The organism is Zobellia barbeyronii (genome assembly GCF_018603515.1).
GTDB lineage: Bacteria > Bacteroidota > Bacteroidia > Flavobacteriales > Flavobacteriaceae > Zobellia > Zobellia barbeyronii.
This window is the reverse complement of sequence record NZ_JACATN010000002.1, coordinates 672,432-690,738: the sequence shown is the minus strand read 5'-3', so window position 1 is coordinate 690,738 and position 18,307 is coordinate 672,432. Positions and strand designations below refer to the sequence as shown.

General features: G+C 35.7%; 17 protein-coding genes. 7 read left to right on the top strand and 10 right to left on the bottom strand.

Features of this window, described 5'->3' with window-relative positions; translation table 11 throughout:
- Positions 1-66: 66 nt before the first annotated feature.
- Positions 67-1,281, bottom strand: a complete 1,215-nt coding sequence (locus HW347_RS07460) for an RsmB/NOP family class I SAM-dependent RNA methyltransferase (RefSeq protein WP_214611260.1) — start codon at positions 1,279-1,281, stop codon at positions 67-69.
- A 72-nt stretch (positions 1,282-1,353) separates the two neighbouring features.
- Between HW347_RS07460 and HW347_RS07455 the strand changes: the two genes are divergently transcribed.
- The gene (locus HW347_RS07455; RefSeq protein ID WP_214611259.1) at positions 1,354-2,382 is read left to right on the top strand and encodes a WD40/YVTN/BNR-like repeat-containing protein; all 1,029 of its coding nucleotides are present in this window, start codon (positions 1,354-1,356) and stop codon (positions 2,380-2,382) included.
- A 1-nt stretch (position 2,383) separates the two neighbouring features.
- Here the strand turns inward: HW347_RS07455 and HW347_RS07450 are convergent, their stop codons facing one another.
- The 7 genes from HW347_RS07450 to HW347_RS07420 all read right to left on the bottom strand — a co-directional run bounded on the left by HW347_RS07450 (position 2,384) and on the right by HW347_RS07420 (position 9,277).
- Positions 2,384-2,848, bottom strand: coding sequence for a hypothetical protein (locus tag HW347_RS07450; RefSeq protein ID WP_214611258.1), 465 nt, complete (start codon positions 2,846-2,848; stop codon positions 2,384-2,386).
- A complete protein-coding gene (locus tag HW347_RS07445; protein ID WP_214611257.1) occupies positions 2,841-3,356 on the bottom strand; it encodes a hypothetical protein in 516 nt (171 codons plus the stop codon). Before HW347_RS07445 ends, HW347_RS07450 begins: the two co-directional genes overlap by 8 nt.
- Before the next feature lie 11 nt (positions 3,357-3,367).
- Entirely contained in the window at positions 3,368-3,922 is a 555-nt protein-coding gene (locus HW347_RS07440) for an RNA polymerase sigma factor (protein ID WP_194535558.1), read from the bottom strand.
- 58 nt (positions 3,923-3,980) lie between these two features.
- Positions 3,981-5,807 (bottom strand): ABC transporter ATP-binding protein, encoded by a 1,827-nt coding sequence (locus HW347_RS07435; protein ID WP_214611256.1) that lies wholly within the window; start codon positions 5,805-5,807, stop codon positions 3,981-3,983.
- Positions 5,807-7,516 (bottom strand): phospho-sugar mutase, encoded by a 1,710-nt coding sequence (locus HW347_RS07430; RefSeq protein ID WP_214611255.1) that lies wholly within the window; start codon positions 7,514-7,516, stop codon positions 5,807-5,809. Before HW347_RS07430 ends, HW347_RS07435 begins: the two co-directional genes overlap by 1 nt.
- A gap of 39 nt (positions 7,517-7,555) precedes the next feature.
- Entirely contained in the window at positions 7,556-8,530 is a 975-nt protein-coding gene (locus HW347_RS07425; RefSeq protein ID WP_214611254.1) for a glycosyltransferase family 2 protein, read from the bottom strand.
- Between the two features lie 198 nt (positions 8,531-8,728).
- Positions 8,729-9,277: a DUF4199 domain-containing protein gene (locus tag HW347_RS07420; RefSeq protein ID WP_225901846.1), complete on the bottom strand. Its 549-nt coding sequence runs from the start codon at positions 9,275-9,277 to the stop codon at positions 8,729-8,731.
- Between the two features lie 153 nt (positions 9,278-9,430).
- Here HW347_RS07420 and HW347_RS07415 point away from each other — a divergent pair, with 153 nt between their 5' ends.
- On the top strand, positions 9,431-9,739 hold the full coding sequence (locus HW347_RS07415) for a type B 50S ribosomal protein L31 (protein WP_214611253.1): 309 nt from the start codon (positions 9,431-9,433) through the stop codon (positions 9,737-9,739).
- A gap of 136 nt (positions 9,740-9,875) precedes the next feature.
- Entirely contained in the window at positions 9,876-11,051 is a 1,176-nt protein-coding gene (locus HW347_RS07410) for a GlmU family protein (RefSeq protein ID WP_214611252.1), read from the top strand.
- A 14-nt stretch (positions 11,052-11,065) separates the two neighbouring features.
- Here the strand turns inward: HW347_RS07410 and HW347_RS07405 are convergent, their stop codons facing one another.
- Positions 11,066-12,796, bottom strand: a complete 1,731-nt coding sequence (locus tag HW347_RS07405) for a hypothetical protein (RefSeq protein ID WP_214611251.1) — start codon at positions 12,794-12,796, stop codon at positions 11,066-11,068.
- 222 nt (positions 12,797-13,018) lie between these two features.
- Between HW347_RS07405 and mtaB the strand changes: the two genes are divergently transcribed.
- Positions 13,019-14,347 (top strand): tRNA (N(6)-L-threonylcarbamoyladenosine(37)-C(2))-methylthiotransferase MtaB, encoded by a 1,329-nt coding sequence (gene mtaB / locus HW347_RS07400; RefSeq protein ID WP_214611250.1) that lies wholly within the window; start codon positions 13,019-13,021, stop codon positions 14,345-14,347.
- A gap of 57 nt (positions 14,348-14,404) precedes the next feature.
- Here the strand turns inward: mtaB and HW347_RS07395 are convergent, their stop codons facing one another.
- Positions 14,405-14,698, bottom strand: a complete 294-nt coding sequence (locus tag HW347_RS07395; protein WP_155595803.1) for a GNAT family N-acetyltransferase — start codon at positions 14,696-14,698, stop codon at positions 14,405-14,407.
- 169 nt (positions 14,699-14,867) lie between these two features.
- Between HW347_RS07395 and HW347_RS07390 the strand changes: the two genes are divergently transcribed.
- The 3 genes from HW347_RS07390 to cls all read left to right on the top strand — a co-directional run bounded on the left by HW347_RS07390 (position 14,868) and on the right by cls (position 18,280).
- Complete coding sequence (locus HW347_RS07390; RefSeq protein WP_214611249.1) at positions 14,868-15,530, top strand: alpha/beta fold hydrolase; 663 nt, start codon at positions 14,868-14,870, stop codon at positions 15,528-15,530.
- Between the two features lie 186 nt (positions 15,531-15,716).
- Positions 15,717-16,682, top strand: coding sequence for a lytic transglycosylase domain-containing protein (locus tag HW347_RS07385; protein WP_214611248.1), 966 nt, complete (start codon positions 15,717-15,719; stop codon positions 16,680-16,682).
- A 125-nt stretch (positions 16,683-16,807) separates the two neighbouring features.
- Entirely contained in the window at positions 16,808-18,280 is a 1,473-nt protein-coding gene (gene cls / locus HW347_RS07380; RefSeq protein ID WP_214611247.1) for a cardiolipin synthase, read from the top strand.
- Positions 18,281-18,307 lie beyond the last annotated feature (27 nt).

The window sequence follows — 18,307 nt, the reverse complement described above, 5'->3', positions numbered from 1 at the left end:
AGCGAAAACTGCTTCATATCATTTTTATAAACCTCTCAACTATATGCCGTTATAAATCAAAAAAAACTAGCTTTTCTTTTCTAGTAACGCCATATAGAATCCGTCAAACCCACTTTTGGATGCATAAATCTTTTTCTCCTTAACTAAACTGAAGTCTTTTCCTTCTTCTGAAGATAAAAAAGATTTGATTTGGTCATTGTTTTCTTGAGGAAGAATAGAACAGGTGGCATACACCATTTTTCCGCCCGGCTTTACAATTTTACTGTAGCTACGGATAATTTCATGTTGCGTTTTCATGATTTTTTCAAGAAAAGCAGGTTGCATTTTCCATTTGCTATCCGGGTTTCTGCGTAATACACCAATACCAGTACATGGGGCATCTATAAGTACACGGTCTGCACTACCATATAGTTTTTTGAAAACTTTGGTAGAGTCAATTTCGCGAGTTTCAATATTGTGGGCATCGTTTCTTCTAGCGCGTCTTTTCAGCTCTTTTAATTTGCTGCCATAGATGTCCATAGAAATAAGCTGACCTTTATTTTCCATAAGGGCAGCCAAGTGAAGCGATTTTCCTCCTGCGCCAGCGCAAGTATCAACTACACGTTGTCCAGGTTTTACATCTAAATATTCAGCAACTAACTGTGAAGAAGCATCTTGAACTTCAAAATATCCTTTTTTAAATGATTCGGTAACAAAAACATTGGCTCGCTCTGGTAATCTAAGCGCACTAGCATACCCTTTTATAGGTTCTACAACAATACCTTCATCAAGTAAAGCCTTACGAAGCTTTTCCTTAGTTGTTTTTAAAGTATTGGTTCTAAGAATAACTTCTGCTTGTACGTTAAGTGCAGCGCTTTCTGCTGTCCATAACTTTTCGCCCAAAGCCTTTTCGCAGATTTCATCTATCCAATCTGGCATAGATTCACGGAACTTTCTAATTTTTGAAAGTTCATCAAACTTACCTTTGATACGACGTTCTGGAGTAGGTTCTAATTGTTTCCAATCAGGTAAGCTTACTCCTTTTAAAACGGCCCATACAGCCCAGATTCTGAAAAGGTCAGGTCTGCTAAAAGGTCCTTTTACTTCAGCAATTTCAGTATACAATCGCTTATAGCGAACAATTTCATAGGTGGTTTCAGCAATAAAGCCACGGTCACGAGCACCCCAGCGTTTATCGAATTTTAGTACTTTCTGTACTACCTTATCGGCATATTCTCCTTCGTTAAAAATCAAATTCAAGGCATCGATTACTGCGAAAACCAGGTTTCTATGTAGCTTCATTACAAAAAATTAAGGCTGCAAAGGTATTGTTTTGCTATTGGATTACCTGTATTTTTGAGAAACTTTGTACGTATGCGTATTCTACTTCCCTTTTTGATTGTTATTCTCTTCATTTCTTGCTCCGAAAAACCAAAGAATGAACACTTTACATCTGTTGAAGTAGAGATTGTTTACGAAGATTCAGTGAGCATTAGAGCTATTGAAATTATGGGAAATAGCTTGGGTTACGCAGGTAGTAATGGCGTATTTGGAAGTGTACATATTCCAACCGGAAAAGTAAGGGAGAGTATAGAAAAGTACCATACTACCATTCCTGAATTCCGTTCCATAGCCCATACATCAACAGATTTTTTTATGCTATCCGTAGCAAACCCGGCCTTGTTATACAAAACGGGTGAAAACGGACGTATGCAATTGGTCTATAAGGAAGAAGACGAAAGTGTTTTCTATGACGCTATGACTTTCTGGAACGATGCAGAAGGTATTGCTGTTGGAGATAGCATGAACGGTTGTTTGAGTCTTTTGATTACAAGGGATGGTGGCAATACATGGAAAAAGATGCCGTGTTCGCGATTACCAGAAGGTTTGGAGGGCGAAGGTGCGTTTGCCGCTAGTAATACTAATATTAAGGTTTTGGGTAATAAGACATGGATAGCCACTAACAAGAGCCGAATTTATTTTTCAGGTGATAAAGGGAAAACCTGGCAAATTTATAATACGCCCTTAAAGAGTGATGTTGAAACCCAAGGCATTTTCTCAATTGATTTTTATGATGAAAATTTGGGAGTTGTAATCGGCGGTGATTTTAAGGAGCCAGATACCAATACAGCAAACAAGGCAATAACTACAGATGGTGGTAAAACTTGGGAACTTATGGCAAATGGTCAAAATCCACAATACAAAAGCTGTATTCAATTTGTACCTGGTTCTGATGGAAATGGTCTAGTGGCTATAGGTTTTACAGGTATTTCATACTCAAGCGATAGGGGAGTAACCTGGAAACAATTATCAGATGAATCATTTTACACAATTCGCTTTTTAAATGATTCCATTGCTTACGCCGCAGGAAAAAACAGAATTGCTAAACTTAGTTTTAACTAACTTAAGGTTCGTTTCTGTTACTTTCACCATGCTTTTGGTGGTATTTTTTAATGAGTTGTCTTTTGAAATCATTTTCAGAACGTAATAATAAAAGTGTTTTCTTAGCTGTAATGACTCCAGCTGCTTTTTTAATAAAGTCCTTTCTTATGTCTTCCTCTTCTTGTTCAAATTCAAGAAATAGTTCAACAATTTCATTCGCCTCTTTTTCTGAAAGTTTTTCGGACTCTTCTACTTTATTACGAATTTGGTTATGCTCTTTTTCTCTAAGTACGCTACGGCTATTTTCGTATTCATTATAGATAGGCCAAAAGGCTTGTGCCTCTTTACTGTTCAAATTTAACCGCTCCGTTAAAAAAGCTATTTTAAGAGACTTTATCTTAGCGTAATCATGCGGTCTCTGCGCATAAAACTGCGCAGATGCTAGTAAAAGCACCATGGTTGCTATTATTTTTTTTAATCTATTCATTGTCTTCAAGATTTAATTCGTCAAAATAATCTGTGTTCTCATTAATATAATCTAGCACGTTTTCTTCGCTAAAATTACTATCGAACATGTCTGTCATTTCAAGTTCACTTATGGGCATTACCTCTGCTAGTTCATAGCTGGTAAGGTCTAATTCATTTTGGTTAAAATAATTTTCAATATCTGACTGGGCTAAATCATCAAAACTAATTTCGGTTGTTTTGTTTAAGTTCAATACCAGCGCTACTATTAATACTGCCGCCGCTGTAGCAGCTGCGTAATAATATTTTTTATATGATTTTAAAGGGATGACCTTACTTTGTTGGTCTTCTTTTAATTTCTGCTGGAGCTTATCACTCAACGAATCAAAGTAACCATCAGGAAGCTTAAAACCTTCTTTTTTGGGTATGGCCGAGCCTTTACTAGATAACTTTTTAAAAAGATTTTTATCAAACTCTTCAAAATAGCCTTCTGGGGCTTTAAACGGATTTTTTTTATCGAATGGCTTCATATGCTATGCTGCTAAAGATATTCTTTTTGTTCTTTTAAATAGGATTCTATCTTCTTGGTTGCCAAGTGGTAAGAGGCTTTTAGTCCTCCGACCGATGTTTCAAGAATCTCTGATATTTCTTCGTATTTAAGCTCTTGAAAGTATTTCATGTTGAATACCAGCTTCTGCTTTTCGGGCAGAGTAGCTATCGCTTTTTGTAGCTTCAACTGAATTTCTTCTCCTTCAAAATATACGTCTGCTTCTAGGTTTTCAACCAAACGATCCTGCAATTCACTATCGCTAACTCCCATCATTCTTGATTTGACTTTGAGAAAGGAGAGCGCTTCGTTGGTTGCTATCCTATACATCCAGGAATACAGTTTACTATCACCTTTAAAATTTGAAATGTTTTTGTAAACCTTAATGAATGTGTTCTGCAGTACATCATCCGTATCATCGTGATTTAATACGATTCTACGAATATGCCAATAAAGACGTTCTTTATAGGTCTCTACTAACACACCAAAAGCGCTGGCCTGCGTTTCTGTTTGCTGTAACTGATTTACTAAGGTTTCCTCTGCAATCAAATGAATTGTGCTTAAATTCTATAGTTAAGACTATAAATTTAGGAAAAGGTTTAATGACCTAGCTTAAAGATTGCATTTGCACTAATTTTTTATAGGAACCATTCTTCGCGATAAGTTCATCGTGAGAGCCCTGTTCTACTATCTCTCCTTTTTGAAGTACTACTATGGTGTTGGCATTTTGTATGGTAGAAAGTCTGTGTGCTATTACAATAGAAGTTCTGTTGCGCATCATTTTTTCTAGCGCATCTTGTACTAAGCGTTCACTTTCGGTATCTAGCGCAGAAGTGGCCTCATCCAAAATCATGATAGGAGGGTTCTTTAGTACTGCTCTGGCAATTGATAGACGTTGTTTTTGACCACCACTAAGCTTATTTCCGCTATCACCAATATTGGTATCGTAACCATTTGGTAAATCAGCTATGAAATCATGGGCATTGGCAATTTTAGCAGCCTCGATAATTTCTTCTTTGGAAGCATTTTCTTTTCCTAAAGAAATGTTGTTGGCAACGGTATCATTAAATAAAATGGAATCTTGAGTAACAAGTCCCATAAGACCACGTAATGATTTTTTAGAGAGATCTTTAATGTTGTGGCCATCTATAGATATCTCTCCCTCATTTACATCGTAGAAACGGGTGACAAGGTTAGCAATGGTACTCTTACCACTACCTGATTGGCCTACAAGAGCTACAGTTTCTCCTTTAGGAACGTTTAGATTGAAGTTCTTGAGCACATATTCATCTTCATATTTAAAGGATATGTTATTAAGTTCTATTCCGGTGTCAAAAGTTTCTTTAACTAAGGCATTGGGCTTGTCTACAATAGGGTTTTCTGTTTCAAGAATCTCCATAACTCGTTCAGCAGCGGCATTTCCTTTTTTAACGCTGTACGAAGCTTTACTAATAGCTTTTGCAGGTGTTAAAATTTGATAAGAAAGTCCCATATAGGTAATGAAAAGACCAGGTGCCAATGACTTTTCTACAAGAACCATTTGCCCACCATACCATAGTATAACACCAATAGCAGCAATACCAAAGAATTCACTAGTTGGTGAGGCAAGGTTTTGTCTGTTGAGTAGGCTGTTGGAAAAATTAAAAAATCTCTTAGTGGAAGCTTGAAAAGTTTTTGAAAATCGAGATTCTGCATTGAACGCTTTTATAACCCGCAGACCTCCTAAGGTTTCCTCTAAAATAGATAAGAAAAGCCCCTGTTCTTTTTGAACCTTATCTGATTTCTTTTTTAAAGACTTCCCTATCAACGAAATTAAAAATCCTGAAAGCGGAAGAAATAAAAATACAAACAAAGTCAGTTTTGGACTTATAGCTAGCATGGCTATAATCGTGAAGATTATAGTCAATGGTTCTCTAACTATAAGCTCTAAAATGGATAAAAAAGAATGTTGAATTTCTAATACATCTGAGGTAATACGGGCAATAGTATCACCTTTTCTTTTTTCGGAGTAATAGGAGATAGGTAACTCTATAGTTTTGTCATATAGCTCATTTCGCAAATCCTTAAGTACACCATTACGTAAAAATGTAATGAAATACATGGCTAGGTAATTAAATACGTTCTTCATAAAGAACATACTAATTATTAACACAACCATGAGTATGAGAACATCTCCTGAGTCACCATCCTGACTTCTTTCGGTAACGAAAAAATTAAGGTATTCCATTATATAATCCTTCAATTCAGAAATACCGCGCCAAACTGGTTTTTCGTTTACCGGCTTGGTATTATTGAACATAACTGTCAACATCGGAAACAATGAAATCATTGCCAATGTAGAGAACAGCGCATAGAATATATTGGATACAATATTTAAAAAAGCGTATATTTTGTACGGTTTAGCAAACCGAAGAATCTTTTTAAAATACTCCATTAACCGAGATTAAGTTCCCTAAGAATGTTTTGAATTTTAATATCAAGTTCTTTAGAGACCTTTTTGAAATCTTCCGCTTTGTCCAATTTCGTATTTGTACTGATATAAAATTTAACCTTGGGTTCAGTTCCACTTGGCCTTGCAGCTATTCTAGTACCGTCTTCAGTTTCGTATATCAATACGTTAGATTTTGGAATATCTATTGCTTTTTCTTCACCTGTAAGAACATTCTTGGCAATAGAAGTATTGTAGTCTTCAATCCATTTTACTTTTGAACCGGCTACAGAAGAAACAGGATTCTCTTTAAAATCTTTCAACATTTGTTTGATTTCTTCAGCACCGCTCATTCCCTTTTTAGTAATAGAAATAAGTTTTTCTTTATAGAAACCATAATCAACATAACAATCAATTAATTGTTTGTAGAATGAGCTGCCATTGGCTTTTGCCTGAGCTGCTATTTCACAAGCCAGTAGGGTAGAGGTAACGGCATCTTTGTCACGAACAAAATCGCCTACCATATAACCAAAGCTTTCTTCACCACCACCAATAAAATTAGATTCTGGGAAGTCTTTTATCATCTTTCCAATCCATTTAAAACCAGTAAGAGCGGTCTTAAATTCTACACCGTAGGCTTTTGCCATGGCTTCCATCATTGGAGTAGAAACGATTGTAGTAGCAATGAATTCATTGCCTTTGAAACCTTTTTGTTTTTGTTGGTCCAAAAGAAATTTGGTCATCAAAATCATGGCTTGGTTGCCATTAACGATTTCCATTTCTCCGTCTAGGTTACGAACTGCAATACCTAAACGGTCACTATCAGGGTCTGTACCAACAACCATATCGGCACCTATTTCTTCGGCTTTAGTAACGGCCATAGAAAGGGCTTCTGGCTCCTCTGGATTGGGTGATTTTACAGTAGGGAAATCTCCATTTGGTTTAGCTTGCTCTTCAATTATAGTTACATTCTTATAACCTGCTCTTTTCAATACTTCTGGAATAGCAGTTATTGATGTTCCGTGAAGCGATGTGAAAACGAGTTTAAAATCGTCTTTACCGGCAGCATTAAAGCTTCCTTTAGCTACAGAAGCTTCAATAAAAGCTTCATCCACATCTTTGTCTATAATCTCAATAAGACTATCGTTTGCCTCAAATTTTATATCTTCAAAAGAAAGCGAGTTGATTTCAGAAATGATTTCGCCATCTTGTGGTGGTACAATTTGTCCACCATCTGTCCAGTATACTTTATAACCGTTGTATTCTGGTGGGTTGTGAGAAGCAGTCAAGACAATACCTGCATGACACTCTAAATGTCTAACGGCAAATGAAAGCTCTGGAGTAGTACGTAATTCTGAAAACAAGTAAACCTTGATACCGTTTGCCGAAAGGACTTCTGCCACAGTTCTTGCTAGGGTATCACTATTATGACGGCAATCAAAAGCGATAACCACTTTTAAATCTTTTTTACCGTACGTTTTTATAATGTAGTTACTAAGGCCTTGTGTGCTCTTGCCTAAAGTGTATTTGTTTATTCTATTTGTACCTACGCCCATAACACCGCGCATACCACCCGTACCAAATTCCATTTGTTTGTAAAAACGGTCCTTTAGCTCATCGGTATCATTATCGATTAAGTTTTGGACTTCTTTTCTTACTTCTGGGTCAAAAAAATCGGTTAACCAAGATTTGGCGGTATTTAAAATGGTATCCATAGTCGTGTCTATATTATGTGTGTTTATTAGCGTTTAAAATTACGAAGAATATTGCTTTGCTTTTGCGTCTGAGCCTATTTCTTCGGAAATGGTATAACGTGTTTCGTTTTTTCGTGATCTTATTAAAATTTCGCCTAAAAATCCAGCTAAAAATAATTGAGTACCTATAATCATTGCAGTAAGCGCAATGAAAAATTGCGGTCGATCAGTTATTAATCGTCCATAAGGGTTGATAAAAAGCTTATCGACACCTAAATAAATGGCAAAACCAAAGCCTATTATGAACATTAGGACGCCCAAAGCACCAAATAAATGCATGGGTTGACGACCAAATTTAGAAACAAACCAGATGGTGAGCAAATCTAGAAAACCGTTTATAAAACGTTCCATTCCAAATTTGGTCTTACCGTACTTACGGGCTTGATGCTTAACAATTTTTTCGCCAATGTTGCCGTAGCCGGCGTTTTTTGCTAACACGGGAATGTAACGATGCATTTCGCCTGAAACCTCAATGGTTTTAATTACTTTTTTGTCAAAAGCTTTTAATCCGCAATTAAAGTCGTGGAGCTTTACGCCCGAAGTTCGTCTAGCTGCCCAGTTGAATAATTTAGAAGGCATGTTCTTGAAGAGAACGGAATCAAAACGTTTTTTCTTCCAGCCAGAAACTAAATCAAACTTGTCTTCCTTTATTAACCGGTATAGTTCCGGTATTTCTTCCGGGTCGTCCTGTAAGTCTGCATCCATAGTAATAACTACGTTGCCTTCTGCTGCTTTAAAACCAGCGTGTAATGCCTGGGATTTACCAAAATTAGTTCTGAATCGTAATCCTTTTACATTTGGATTAGATTCGGAAAGCCCTGTAATAATCTTCCAAGAATCATCAGTACTACCATCATCTATAAAAAGAATCTCGTACGTAAAGTCATTGGAGCGTAATACGGTTACAATCCAATCATGAAGCTCTTTTAAAGATTCTTCTTCGTTAAGTAAGGGTATAATTATGGACAGATCCATTCACAGTTTCTATAAGTCTGACCAAAAATACAATTTTGATACTGAAGTCATTTAAACTTTTCGGCTATAACGCTTCTTTCTTGTTGGGGACTTAATTTTTATTATTATAATTTATAATATTCGAATAAGTTAAGATATTGATAATTATCAAATTAAGAACCCTAACTGAATATAAATTAATGAATATCAAAAAAGGTTTTAATAGGCTGGCTTCTCTTTCTTAAGGATTAGACCAGTAATAACACCTACAACAAGACCAATAAGAATGTTCATGATTAAAATTATTGGATAAGACATCCAAGAGAAAGACTTCTGCATTTCAATACCTTTATCAATTTCTTCCTCGGTTAGTTTAGGATTATCTACTAAGGCTTCCTGTTTCGCAATCTCATACATCTTGTCCATATATTCTGGTTCTACATAACTAGAGAAAACATAAAAATAAAGGATACCTAAAATACCTGCTATAAGAGCAACGCCCGCACCAACTTTTAAGGCTTCGGAAATTGTAAGATAATTTAGATTACTTTTTTTAAATTGATAGATGCCTAATACTATACCAACAACTAGAATTAAGGTTTGCGTACCCTGAACTGCAAGACCGCGTTCATAGTGCATGTCCATAGTATAAAGCATTATGCCAAATGCAATACCAATACCACCTACAAGCAGGCCGTAATTAAAAGCAAACTTTCCTGTTTCAGCTTTACTTTCTTCCATGTTATTATCTTTTTTGGTTGTTTTCAAAGTTAGTGGTTGTTTTTGTTTCTTTGTTACAGAAGAAAATATCTTTTTTTGTTTCTTTTTTTAGGATTTAGATTGTGGGTTAAATAAAATTAATTAAATTTGCAGCCTTAAAATGAGTGCCTGTTGGAATGGGTGCGTAAAATTTTATTTATAATGAAGAAAGATATACACCCAGAAAATTATAGATTAGTAGCTTTTAAAGACATGTCTAACGACGAGGTTTTTTTAACTAAATCTACAGCAGTTACCAAAGAAACTTTAGAAGTTGATGGTGTTGAATACCCAGTTGTAAAATTGGAAATCTCAAGAACATCTCATCCTTTTTATACTGGTAAAGCTAAACTTCTGGATACTGCAGGACGTATTGACAAGTTCAAGAACAAATACGACAAGTTTAAGAAAAAACCAGCAGCGCCAGCACCGGCAGCTACTGAAGAGAAAGCTGATACAGAAGAAAAATAATTTCTTTTATAATATATTTACAAAGCCTCCACAATTGTCGGAGGCTTTTTTAGTTTATAACATGGCCAATATTTATACTATTGTCCAAACGGATTAGAAAAGCAGAATACCTATTTTAGTAAAAAAATAACCAGCCATGAACTATATTCTTTTTGACGGTACGGTAAGAGACAATTTGTTACCCTTCACCTTTACAAGGCCTGTTGCCGATATACGAGTGGGTATATTGACCATTAGGGAAAAATGGGAAAAATATTTAGGGAATACCACAACTACTATAACCGAAGAATATCTATCTGAGAAATTTCCAATGGTTGAGATGGAGGAAAATGTGCTGATCAATGCCTCTTTTTTACCGAATCAAAAATTGATAGACCTAGTTCAGGACCTAAAAGAAAACGAGGCTATTTTTCAAGGTGATGAAGTCATCGCTTTTTTTACCAATGAAAGTCAAGAAGAAGTAGATTTTGATACTTATAAGCAAATTGAATTTGAAGATGAATTAATCCAGATAGTTAATACTTGGGATATTTTCTCTAAAAATGGAGCAGCCTTACAGGCGGATTTTGATTTTATTACCGCAGGAAGAAAAAGCCAGCCTATTCCTAAAAGCAATACTTTAATTCACCCTGAGCGAATTTTCATGGAAGAAGGTGCCACGGTAGAACATAGTATTTTGAACGCTACGGATGGTCCTATTTATTTAGGTAAAAACTCAGAGGTGTGGGAAGGTAATCTTATTCGCGGCGCTTTTGCACTTTGTGATAATGCGGTTGTAAAAATGGGAGCAAAAATTTATGGAGCTACTACTATAGGACCTTACGGAAAGGTTTGTGGTGAAATTAGCAACTCTGTAATTTTTGGATACTCTAGTAAGGGTCATGAGGGATATCTGGGTAATGCTGTTTTAGGAGAGTGGTGTAATATTGGTGCAGATTCTAATAACTCCAACCTCAAAAATAACTATGCTAATGTCCGTATATGGAATTATGCCAGCGAAAGTTTTGAACAAACCGGTTTACAGTTTTGCGGCCTAATGATGGGTGACCATAGTAAAACAGCTATAAACACAATGTTCAATACGGGTACGGTAATAGGGGTAAACTGTAATATTTACGTTCCTGGTTTTCCACGTAATTTTGTCCCTAGTTTTAGTTGGGGTGGGGCTTCAGGTTTCTCTACTTATGGTACATCAAAAGCTTTTGAGACGGCCAAAGTTATGATGGCCAGAAGAAATGTAGAGTTTGATGATAAGGAAGCCCGTATTTTAGAACACGTCTTTGAGTTGACTAAAAAGTGGCGTAACTGCTAAGTTTTTTCTGTTTACTATTTATTTTGAGAAGCTGCCAATCGTTTTAAAATGGCCACTATGCTTTTGGCGTTTTCAATACTAGGGGCTTCAATCTCAATTCTGTTTTCGTAGTTTTGAACCTCACCATCTTCGTAAACCTTTACTAGTTTTTCGGAAGACTTGATGCCAATTTCTGCCCAAACCCTTTTTCCGGACACCTTAACTTTGCTGTTTTGTTTATTTAGGTCTTGAGCGCTGAATTCAAACACATTTTCAATAGTCTTTTTGGAGCTAGATTCTATTTTGGTAAATCTAAACGTGCTAGTTTCTGTTTCTAAAAGTTCTATTTGTTGTTCATATTGAAGGTTGGTGCTTTGTATAGGCTTTATTTCGTTGCTAAGAAGTGACAATGCTTCTTCTAAGCTTGTTGCGGGTTCTTCGGCTCTTTCGGTTACTTGGTTTTTAAAGTGCTCTATTAGGAATTGAAATGCTTCTTTGCCAATAATAGCTTCGTCATAGGAATTGAAGTATAGGAAAAGTTGCTTTTCGTAATCTTCTGTCTCACCATTAAGGGAGTGACCAATATAGTAGGCACCTTTATTGGTGTTTAAAACAAGGTAAAGTCTTGTTTTTTTGTCTTTAAAACTTATGCCGTTTTCATTTATATCCGTAAGGTTAAAGAAATATAGATGCTCCTCATTTTTGTCGGATACTGTTTCTTTTTGAGAAAAAGTGGCCATATAATCTTCCAAAACTAAGTTTTGAACTGTGGTTCTACCGTCAGATTCTATTCCATCAATATTGTCGTTTATATACTTTAATGCATTCTCTACGGTAGTGATATCCGGTTTGGAGAAGTCAAATTCTGTTTTTGCTAGTGGAGCAACTCCTTTAAGGACCTTGTGTATGTTTTTTCCATTGGCCAATGAATTAGCATAAAATAGCACTTTATCAGTATAGCCTTTAAGAACGTCATCGCTGTAGAACTTAATACCTGCAATATCTTTTTTCGTTCCCATTTCAATTAGAAACTCATCGCCGGAAATCTTATAATTTACCGAGTTAGGATTTAGTAGGGATAAGTTAAATTCAAAACGCTCCTTTTTTGACCCCAATGTTCGTTCCAAAATAACGAGACCAGGTCTTTTGGTATCTGTATTAAGCTGTTGTACAATTTCATGTTTTGGTAGATTAACGTTACCAATATTATTTTTTAGCCATTGCAAGTGCTCTTCATAAGAATTTAAAACAAGTGTCTTTTTATCAACTTCAATTGCTTCAGGGATGGCATCTTCAATAGCATTTTCTAAATCACGACCGTTATCTGCATTTAGGCCATATAAGGTAAAGCTTGGAATGTAGGCTATTTTGTTACCTTCATCCGTTATTCTCTTAATCAGTTTTTGTTTTCCTTTAACCGTTAATTCTATAAGAAAAACATCTCGTTTTGTAAAAGATCTAACTGCATTTGTATTAATGTCCGAAAGTGCAAACGAGTATGTGGTTGCAACTTCGTTCCCTTTACTATTTACTTCGCGAACCGTATAATCGTAATAACCGGGGGAAATGGTAGTAAGCTCTTGATTGAAAGTTAATTTGTTTGCTTCTACCGTGCTCAGTAATTCTTGAATTTTGGCTGTTTTCTCTTTTAACACAGATTCTTGAGCAATTGCAATGCTAGAAGTGAAAAGCAGAAAAATTATTAGAATAGGAGCTAAGAATGAAGGGATGTGTTTAGAAGTAAAAATCACAGTAGTTGGTTTCAAGAGTTAATGGTTGGTTAGCATATAAACTGCTTACAAACAAGTGTTTTATTTTCGGTCAAATATAGAATATTAGATTAAGAGCGGCAGGTAAAGACGTGTTTTTAATGGGTTAATAAATTGATACCGTTCATGTTTGCTATGGGCTAGGTACAAGTTTGTATATTTGCATTCTCTAAAAAAAAATAGTTTCAATTGAATACGAAAGCGGAAAGAGATCAGGATATGAAAAAGAAAGTTGCCTTCTATACATTGGGCTGTAAACTTAATTTTTCTGAAACTTCTACTATAGCAAGAGGTTTTCAGGAAGACGGTTTTGACCGTGTAGATTTCTCGGAATATGCAGATATGTATGTAATTAATACGTGTTCGGTAACCGAAAATGCAGATAAAAGATTCAAAACAATAGTAAAACAAGCGCAAAAAATAAATCCTGAAGCTTTTGTGGCAGCAATTGGTTGTTATGCTCAATTAAAACCAGAGGAATTGGCTGCTGTAGATGGAGTGGATTTAGTTTTGGGTGCGACGGAGAAATTTAAGATTGGAGATTATATAAACGACCTGACTAAAAATGATTTTGGTGAAGTTCATTCCTGTGAGATAGAAGAAGCAGATTTTTACGTGGGTAGCTACGCTATTGGAGACCGAACACGTGCTTTTCTTAAGGTTCAAGACGGATGCGATTATAAATGTACTTATTGCACCATTCCTTTGGCCAGAGGTATTTCACGGAGTGATACGTTGCAGAACGTATTAGATAATGCTGCTGAGATATCTGCGAAGGGCATTAAAGAGATTGTATTGACCGGTGTTAATATTGGGGATTATGGAAAGGGAGAGTTTGGAAATAAAACTCACGAACATACATTTTTAGACTTGGTAAAGGCTTTAGATGGGGTAGAGGGTATTCATCGTTTACGTATATCATCTATAGAACCTAATTTATTGAAGAATGAAACCATAGATTTCGTTTCTCAGAGCAATTCATTTGTACCGCATTTTCATATTCCATTACAGAGTGGTAGCGATGATATTTTAAAGTTGATGCGCCGCAGGTATATGAGCGGTTTATATATAGATAGGGTCAATAAGATTAAAGAAACCATGCCTCACGCCTGCATAGGTGTTGATGTTATTGTTGGTTTTCCGGGAGAAACAGATGAGCACTTTTTAGAGACCTATCATTTTCTTAATGAACTAGACATATCCTATTTGCATGTTTTTACGTATTCGGAACGAGATAATACGGCTGCTGCAGAAATGGATGGTGTGGTTTCTAAGCAGGTGAGAAGTAAACGTAGTAAGATGCTTCGCGGGCTTTCTGTTAAAAAAAGAAGGGCTTTTTATGAAAGTCAATTAGGTAAAACATACCAAGTTCTTTTTGAAGGAGAGAACAAAGAAGGGTACATTCACGGGTTTACCAGTAATTATGTTAAGGTTAAGTCTCCTTGGAATCCAGAATTGGTTAATACTTTACATAATGTGTCTCTTACGGAGATAGATGAGGACGGCCTTGTTCGTTTTGATTTTGAAAAGATTACTACTGAGGTTTAGAATAAAAAAAATCCCGCTAGTTGCGGGATTCATCTTCAAAAAAAACTTTGAAATACGTTAGATTCTTATGCCTACGGGCAACATTTCTTTGTACTGTCTGTTTTTACGTAAAAAACCAGCAATTTGTGGACTCGTAGGGACTACTCTAAGATTCTGCTCCTGAATACGGTGAAGAACCGACTTAATAAAATCTTCTTTGAAACCCTCTTTTGTGATTTCCTCAGGCACTACTAATTTTGTTAGAAATACTTTACGTTCTTGCGAAGAATACTCGATTTTGGCCAAGATGCCTTCAACCGTAGTTTCGAATTGACGCAAGAAAGTGTTGTCAATAATTTCTACTTCATTCATATAGTTTGATTTTAGATGACGGCAAGAGGTAAGAAAATCACGGTGTTCTCAAATCGTAATTTTGTATACTTTTGCTCATATTTGTATAAACTATGGAAATCCCCCAAAGTCGATACCAAAAGTAGTGAAAATAATGTTAATTTCCTAACAATTCCTATGTGTTGTAATAATGAGCGATTCTAAGATTCACATATATTTTATGCCAGGAATGGCAGCCAACCCATCAATATTTAAAAATATTGCACTACCAGAGCACAAATTTGAACAACATCTTTTGGAATGGTTCGTACCTGAGAAAAATATGTCTTTGGAAGCATATGCCAAAAAAATGAACGAAAACATTCACCATGAAAATGCCGTTTTGATAGGGGTTTCATTTGGTGGTATGTTGGTGCAGGAGATGGCTAGGTTTAAATCATTTCGGAAAATTATAATTATTTCAAGTGTTAAAGATGCATCGGAGTTACCTAAGCGCATGATATTTGCGAAATACACTAACGTGCACAAGCTCTTACCAACTGGTATAGTGAACAATATGGAACTTTTAACAAAATATGCTTTTGGAGAAAACGTAAATAAGCGTCTGGCACTTTATGAAGAATACCTCTCCGTCAGGGATAAATACTATATAGATTGGTCTATTGATCAAATTGTTAATTGGAAACAAGTTGAGCCAATTCCAGGGCTTGTTCATATTCATGGTAAAAAAGATGTTGTTTTTCCTATAGATAACATAAAAGACTGCATTACTGTGAAAAACGGTACACACACCATGATTATTCATAGAGCTAGATGGTTTAACGAGCATTTGCCTACAATTATTTTGCAATAAATGAGTTGTATTAATAGACTCGTTTCCCCCTTTGCACTAATCACATTCATAAGGTCTGATTTTGAATAAAGACAATTAGATTTGGCTTTTAAGATAATTAAAGTCAATGCTGAATATGAGTGCGTTTCAGGTAGAAAAATTAGAAAAGAGTTTATTAACTTTGAATAAACCGTACAATACCAAAAAATGAAGATTTTAAAGAATGTATTGATGCTCTTGGGTGTCTTTTTTGTCGTGAGCACTTTGATATTTGCCGTACAGAATAATGCGGAGCCTGCTGAAGGTGATGCTGATTATGCTGAAAATGAAGCAAAAGAAGTAGATAAAAGCGTTGCCGAAGGGTACCGTATTTCTGCTATAGAAATACCTGAAGATTTAAATTTTGCTAGTGAGGTTGTCCCTCAGGATGATCCAGAGGTTATGGAACGTATAGATCGTGAGTTCTTGGTTAATACGTATTGGCAATCAAATGCTGTACTATTAATAAAAAGGGCCAACATGTACTTTCCTATTATAGAGCCTATTTTAGCAAAGAATGGTATTCCTGATGATTTTAAATATTTAGCAGTTGCAGAAAGCGGACTTCAGAATGTGAAATCACATGCGGGTGCTGCTGGTTTTTGGCAAATTATGAAAGCTACTGGGCAGGAGCATGGCTTGGAGGTAAACGGAAACGTAGATGAGCGTTATAATTTAGAAAAAGCTACTGAGGTAGCTTGTGAATATTTAAACAGAAACTATAAAAGGTATGGCAGTTGGACGTTGACTGCTGCTTCTTATAATGCAGGTGCAGGTGCTATTAATAAGTATTTGGGTATCCAGCAAGTAAGTAATTACTATGACCTTCTTCTAGGGCAGGAGACAGGTAGATATGTATTTCGTATTATGGCCATAAAAGAAATATTGAGTCATCCGGAGAAGTATGGTTTTGATATTGATAAAGAAGATATGTACCAGGCAGTGCCTACTTTTAAAGTAGAGCTAGATGAGCCTGTATTAAGCTTTGCAGATTACGCGCAACAGTACGAAATCAATTATAAAATATTGAAAAGACATAATCCTTGGCTTAGAGAGGCGCACTTGAACAACAGTTCGCGTAAAAAATATATTATTGAAATTCCAAATAAGGGATATTATAAAATTGGCAAATAGTTAATTTTAAAGCCTCAATGCGTTATATTAATTTCGCATTGAGGTCATTTTACGCCACTTTATTTCCCATCTTTAAATGCTAGTTCGCTTAGAATGTTCTAAGAGTTTATTCAGCAATCACAAAGATGGATACCGCACTACAACTTTTTAACGATAATCTCTGGTTAATTCTTCTAACGATTAATTATGGGCTTGTTATTGTGCTTTCCTTTTTCATCCTTTTAAAAAATAAGAACCCGGTAAAGACGCTTTCGTTTCTTTTTGCTCTTGCTGTATTGCCTTTTTTAGGGTTGATTGTGTATTATCTATTTGGACAAGACTATAGAAAATCTAAAATTTTTGAAAAGAAATATTTTCTGGATAATAAGAAAATAATGGAATGGCGAGCCAATTTTAAATTGGATTGTGAAGAAAGGGAAGATTTTGAAGAAACTTATGGTGAGGGTATTTTTAAAGTGTATAAATTATTGAAAAACAACGAGAAGGCTGTTCTTACTTTTGATAACAATGTAGAGGTTTTAATTAATGGCGAAGAGAAATTTAAGCGTTTGTTTGAGGATTTAAGAAATGCCGAGAGCCATATCCACATAGAATATTTTGTTCTTTTTAGTGATGAACTTGGGAATAAAATTATTGAAATCCTCATGGAAAAAGCCAAGGCTGGTGTTAAAGTTAGGTTGGTTTATGATGATGTTGGTAGTAAGATTGCAAGGAGTGTAAAACATAAAATGACCAAATCGGGAATTGAGCATTACGCATTTATGCCTGTAATTTTTTCAAATTCTACGGGTAAACTTAATTATAGAGACCATAGGAAAATTGTGGTCATAGACGGGAAGGTTGGCTACGTAGGAGGTATAAACATGGCCAAACGTTATGATAATTCATATGATAATCCAAGGTATTGGAGAGATACACATCTAAGGCTTCAGGGTGCGGCAGTAGGTTCGTTACAATCGTCTTTTTTGTTAAATTGGAACTTTGCTTCTCATAATGAAGTAGAAATAGAAAAATCATTTTTTCCAAAAAGTAAACCGGAGATGAATCAACCCGTTGCTGTACAGATTGCAGCCAGCGGACCAGACACGGATTGGGCTAATATTATGGAAGCTATCTTTTGTGCCATTAGTTCGGCAAAAGAACGCATTTATATTACTTCACCTTACTTTATGCCCAATGATGCTATTTTAACGGCCTTAGCTACCGCTGCTAGAAGTGGTATTGATGTTCGGGTAATTGTTCCTTATGAATCTGATTCCTGGGCAGCGCAGTACGCTGGTGACTCTTATATTGAATATTGCTTGGAGTCAGGCATTAAAATTTACAGGTATACAAAAGGCTTTATTCATGCTAAAACCATGGTTATAGATGATTTGTTTTCAACCGTAGGAACGGCCAACTTAGATTATAGAAGTTTTTCCATCAACTTTGAAATCAATGCTATGCTATACAACAAGGAAATAAACCTTAAACTAGCGGCAACTTTCTTAGATGATTTAAAGGAATGTGAAGAGGTTGAGTTAGAAAGATGGCAAAACCGTGGCCTAAGACGTAAACTAAAGGAATCTTTTAGTAGGTTATGGGCACCACTTCTATAATGTAAGTTAAACTCTTAGAGACAGATT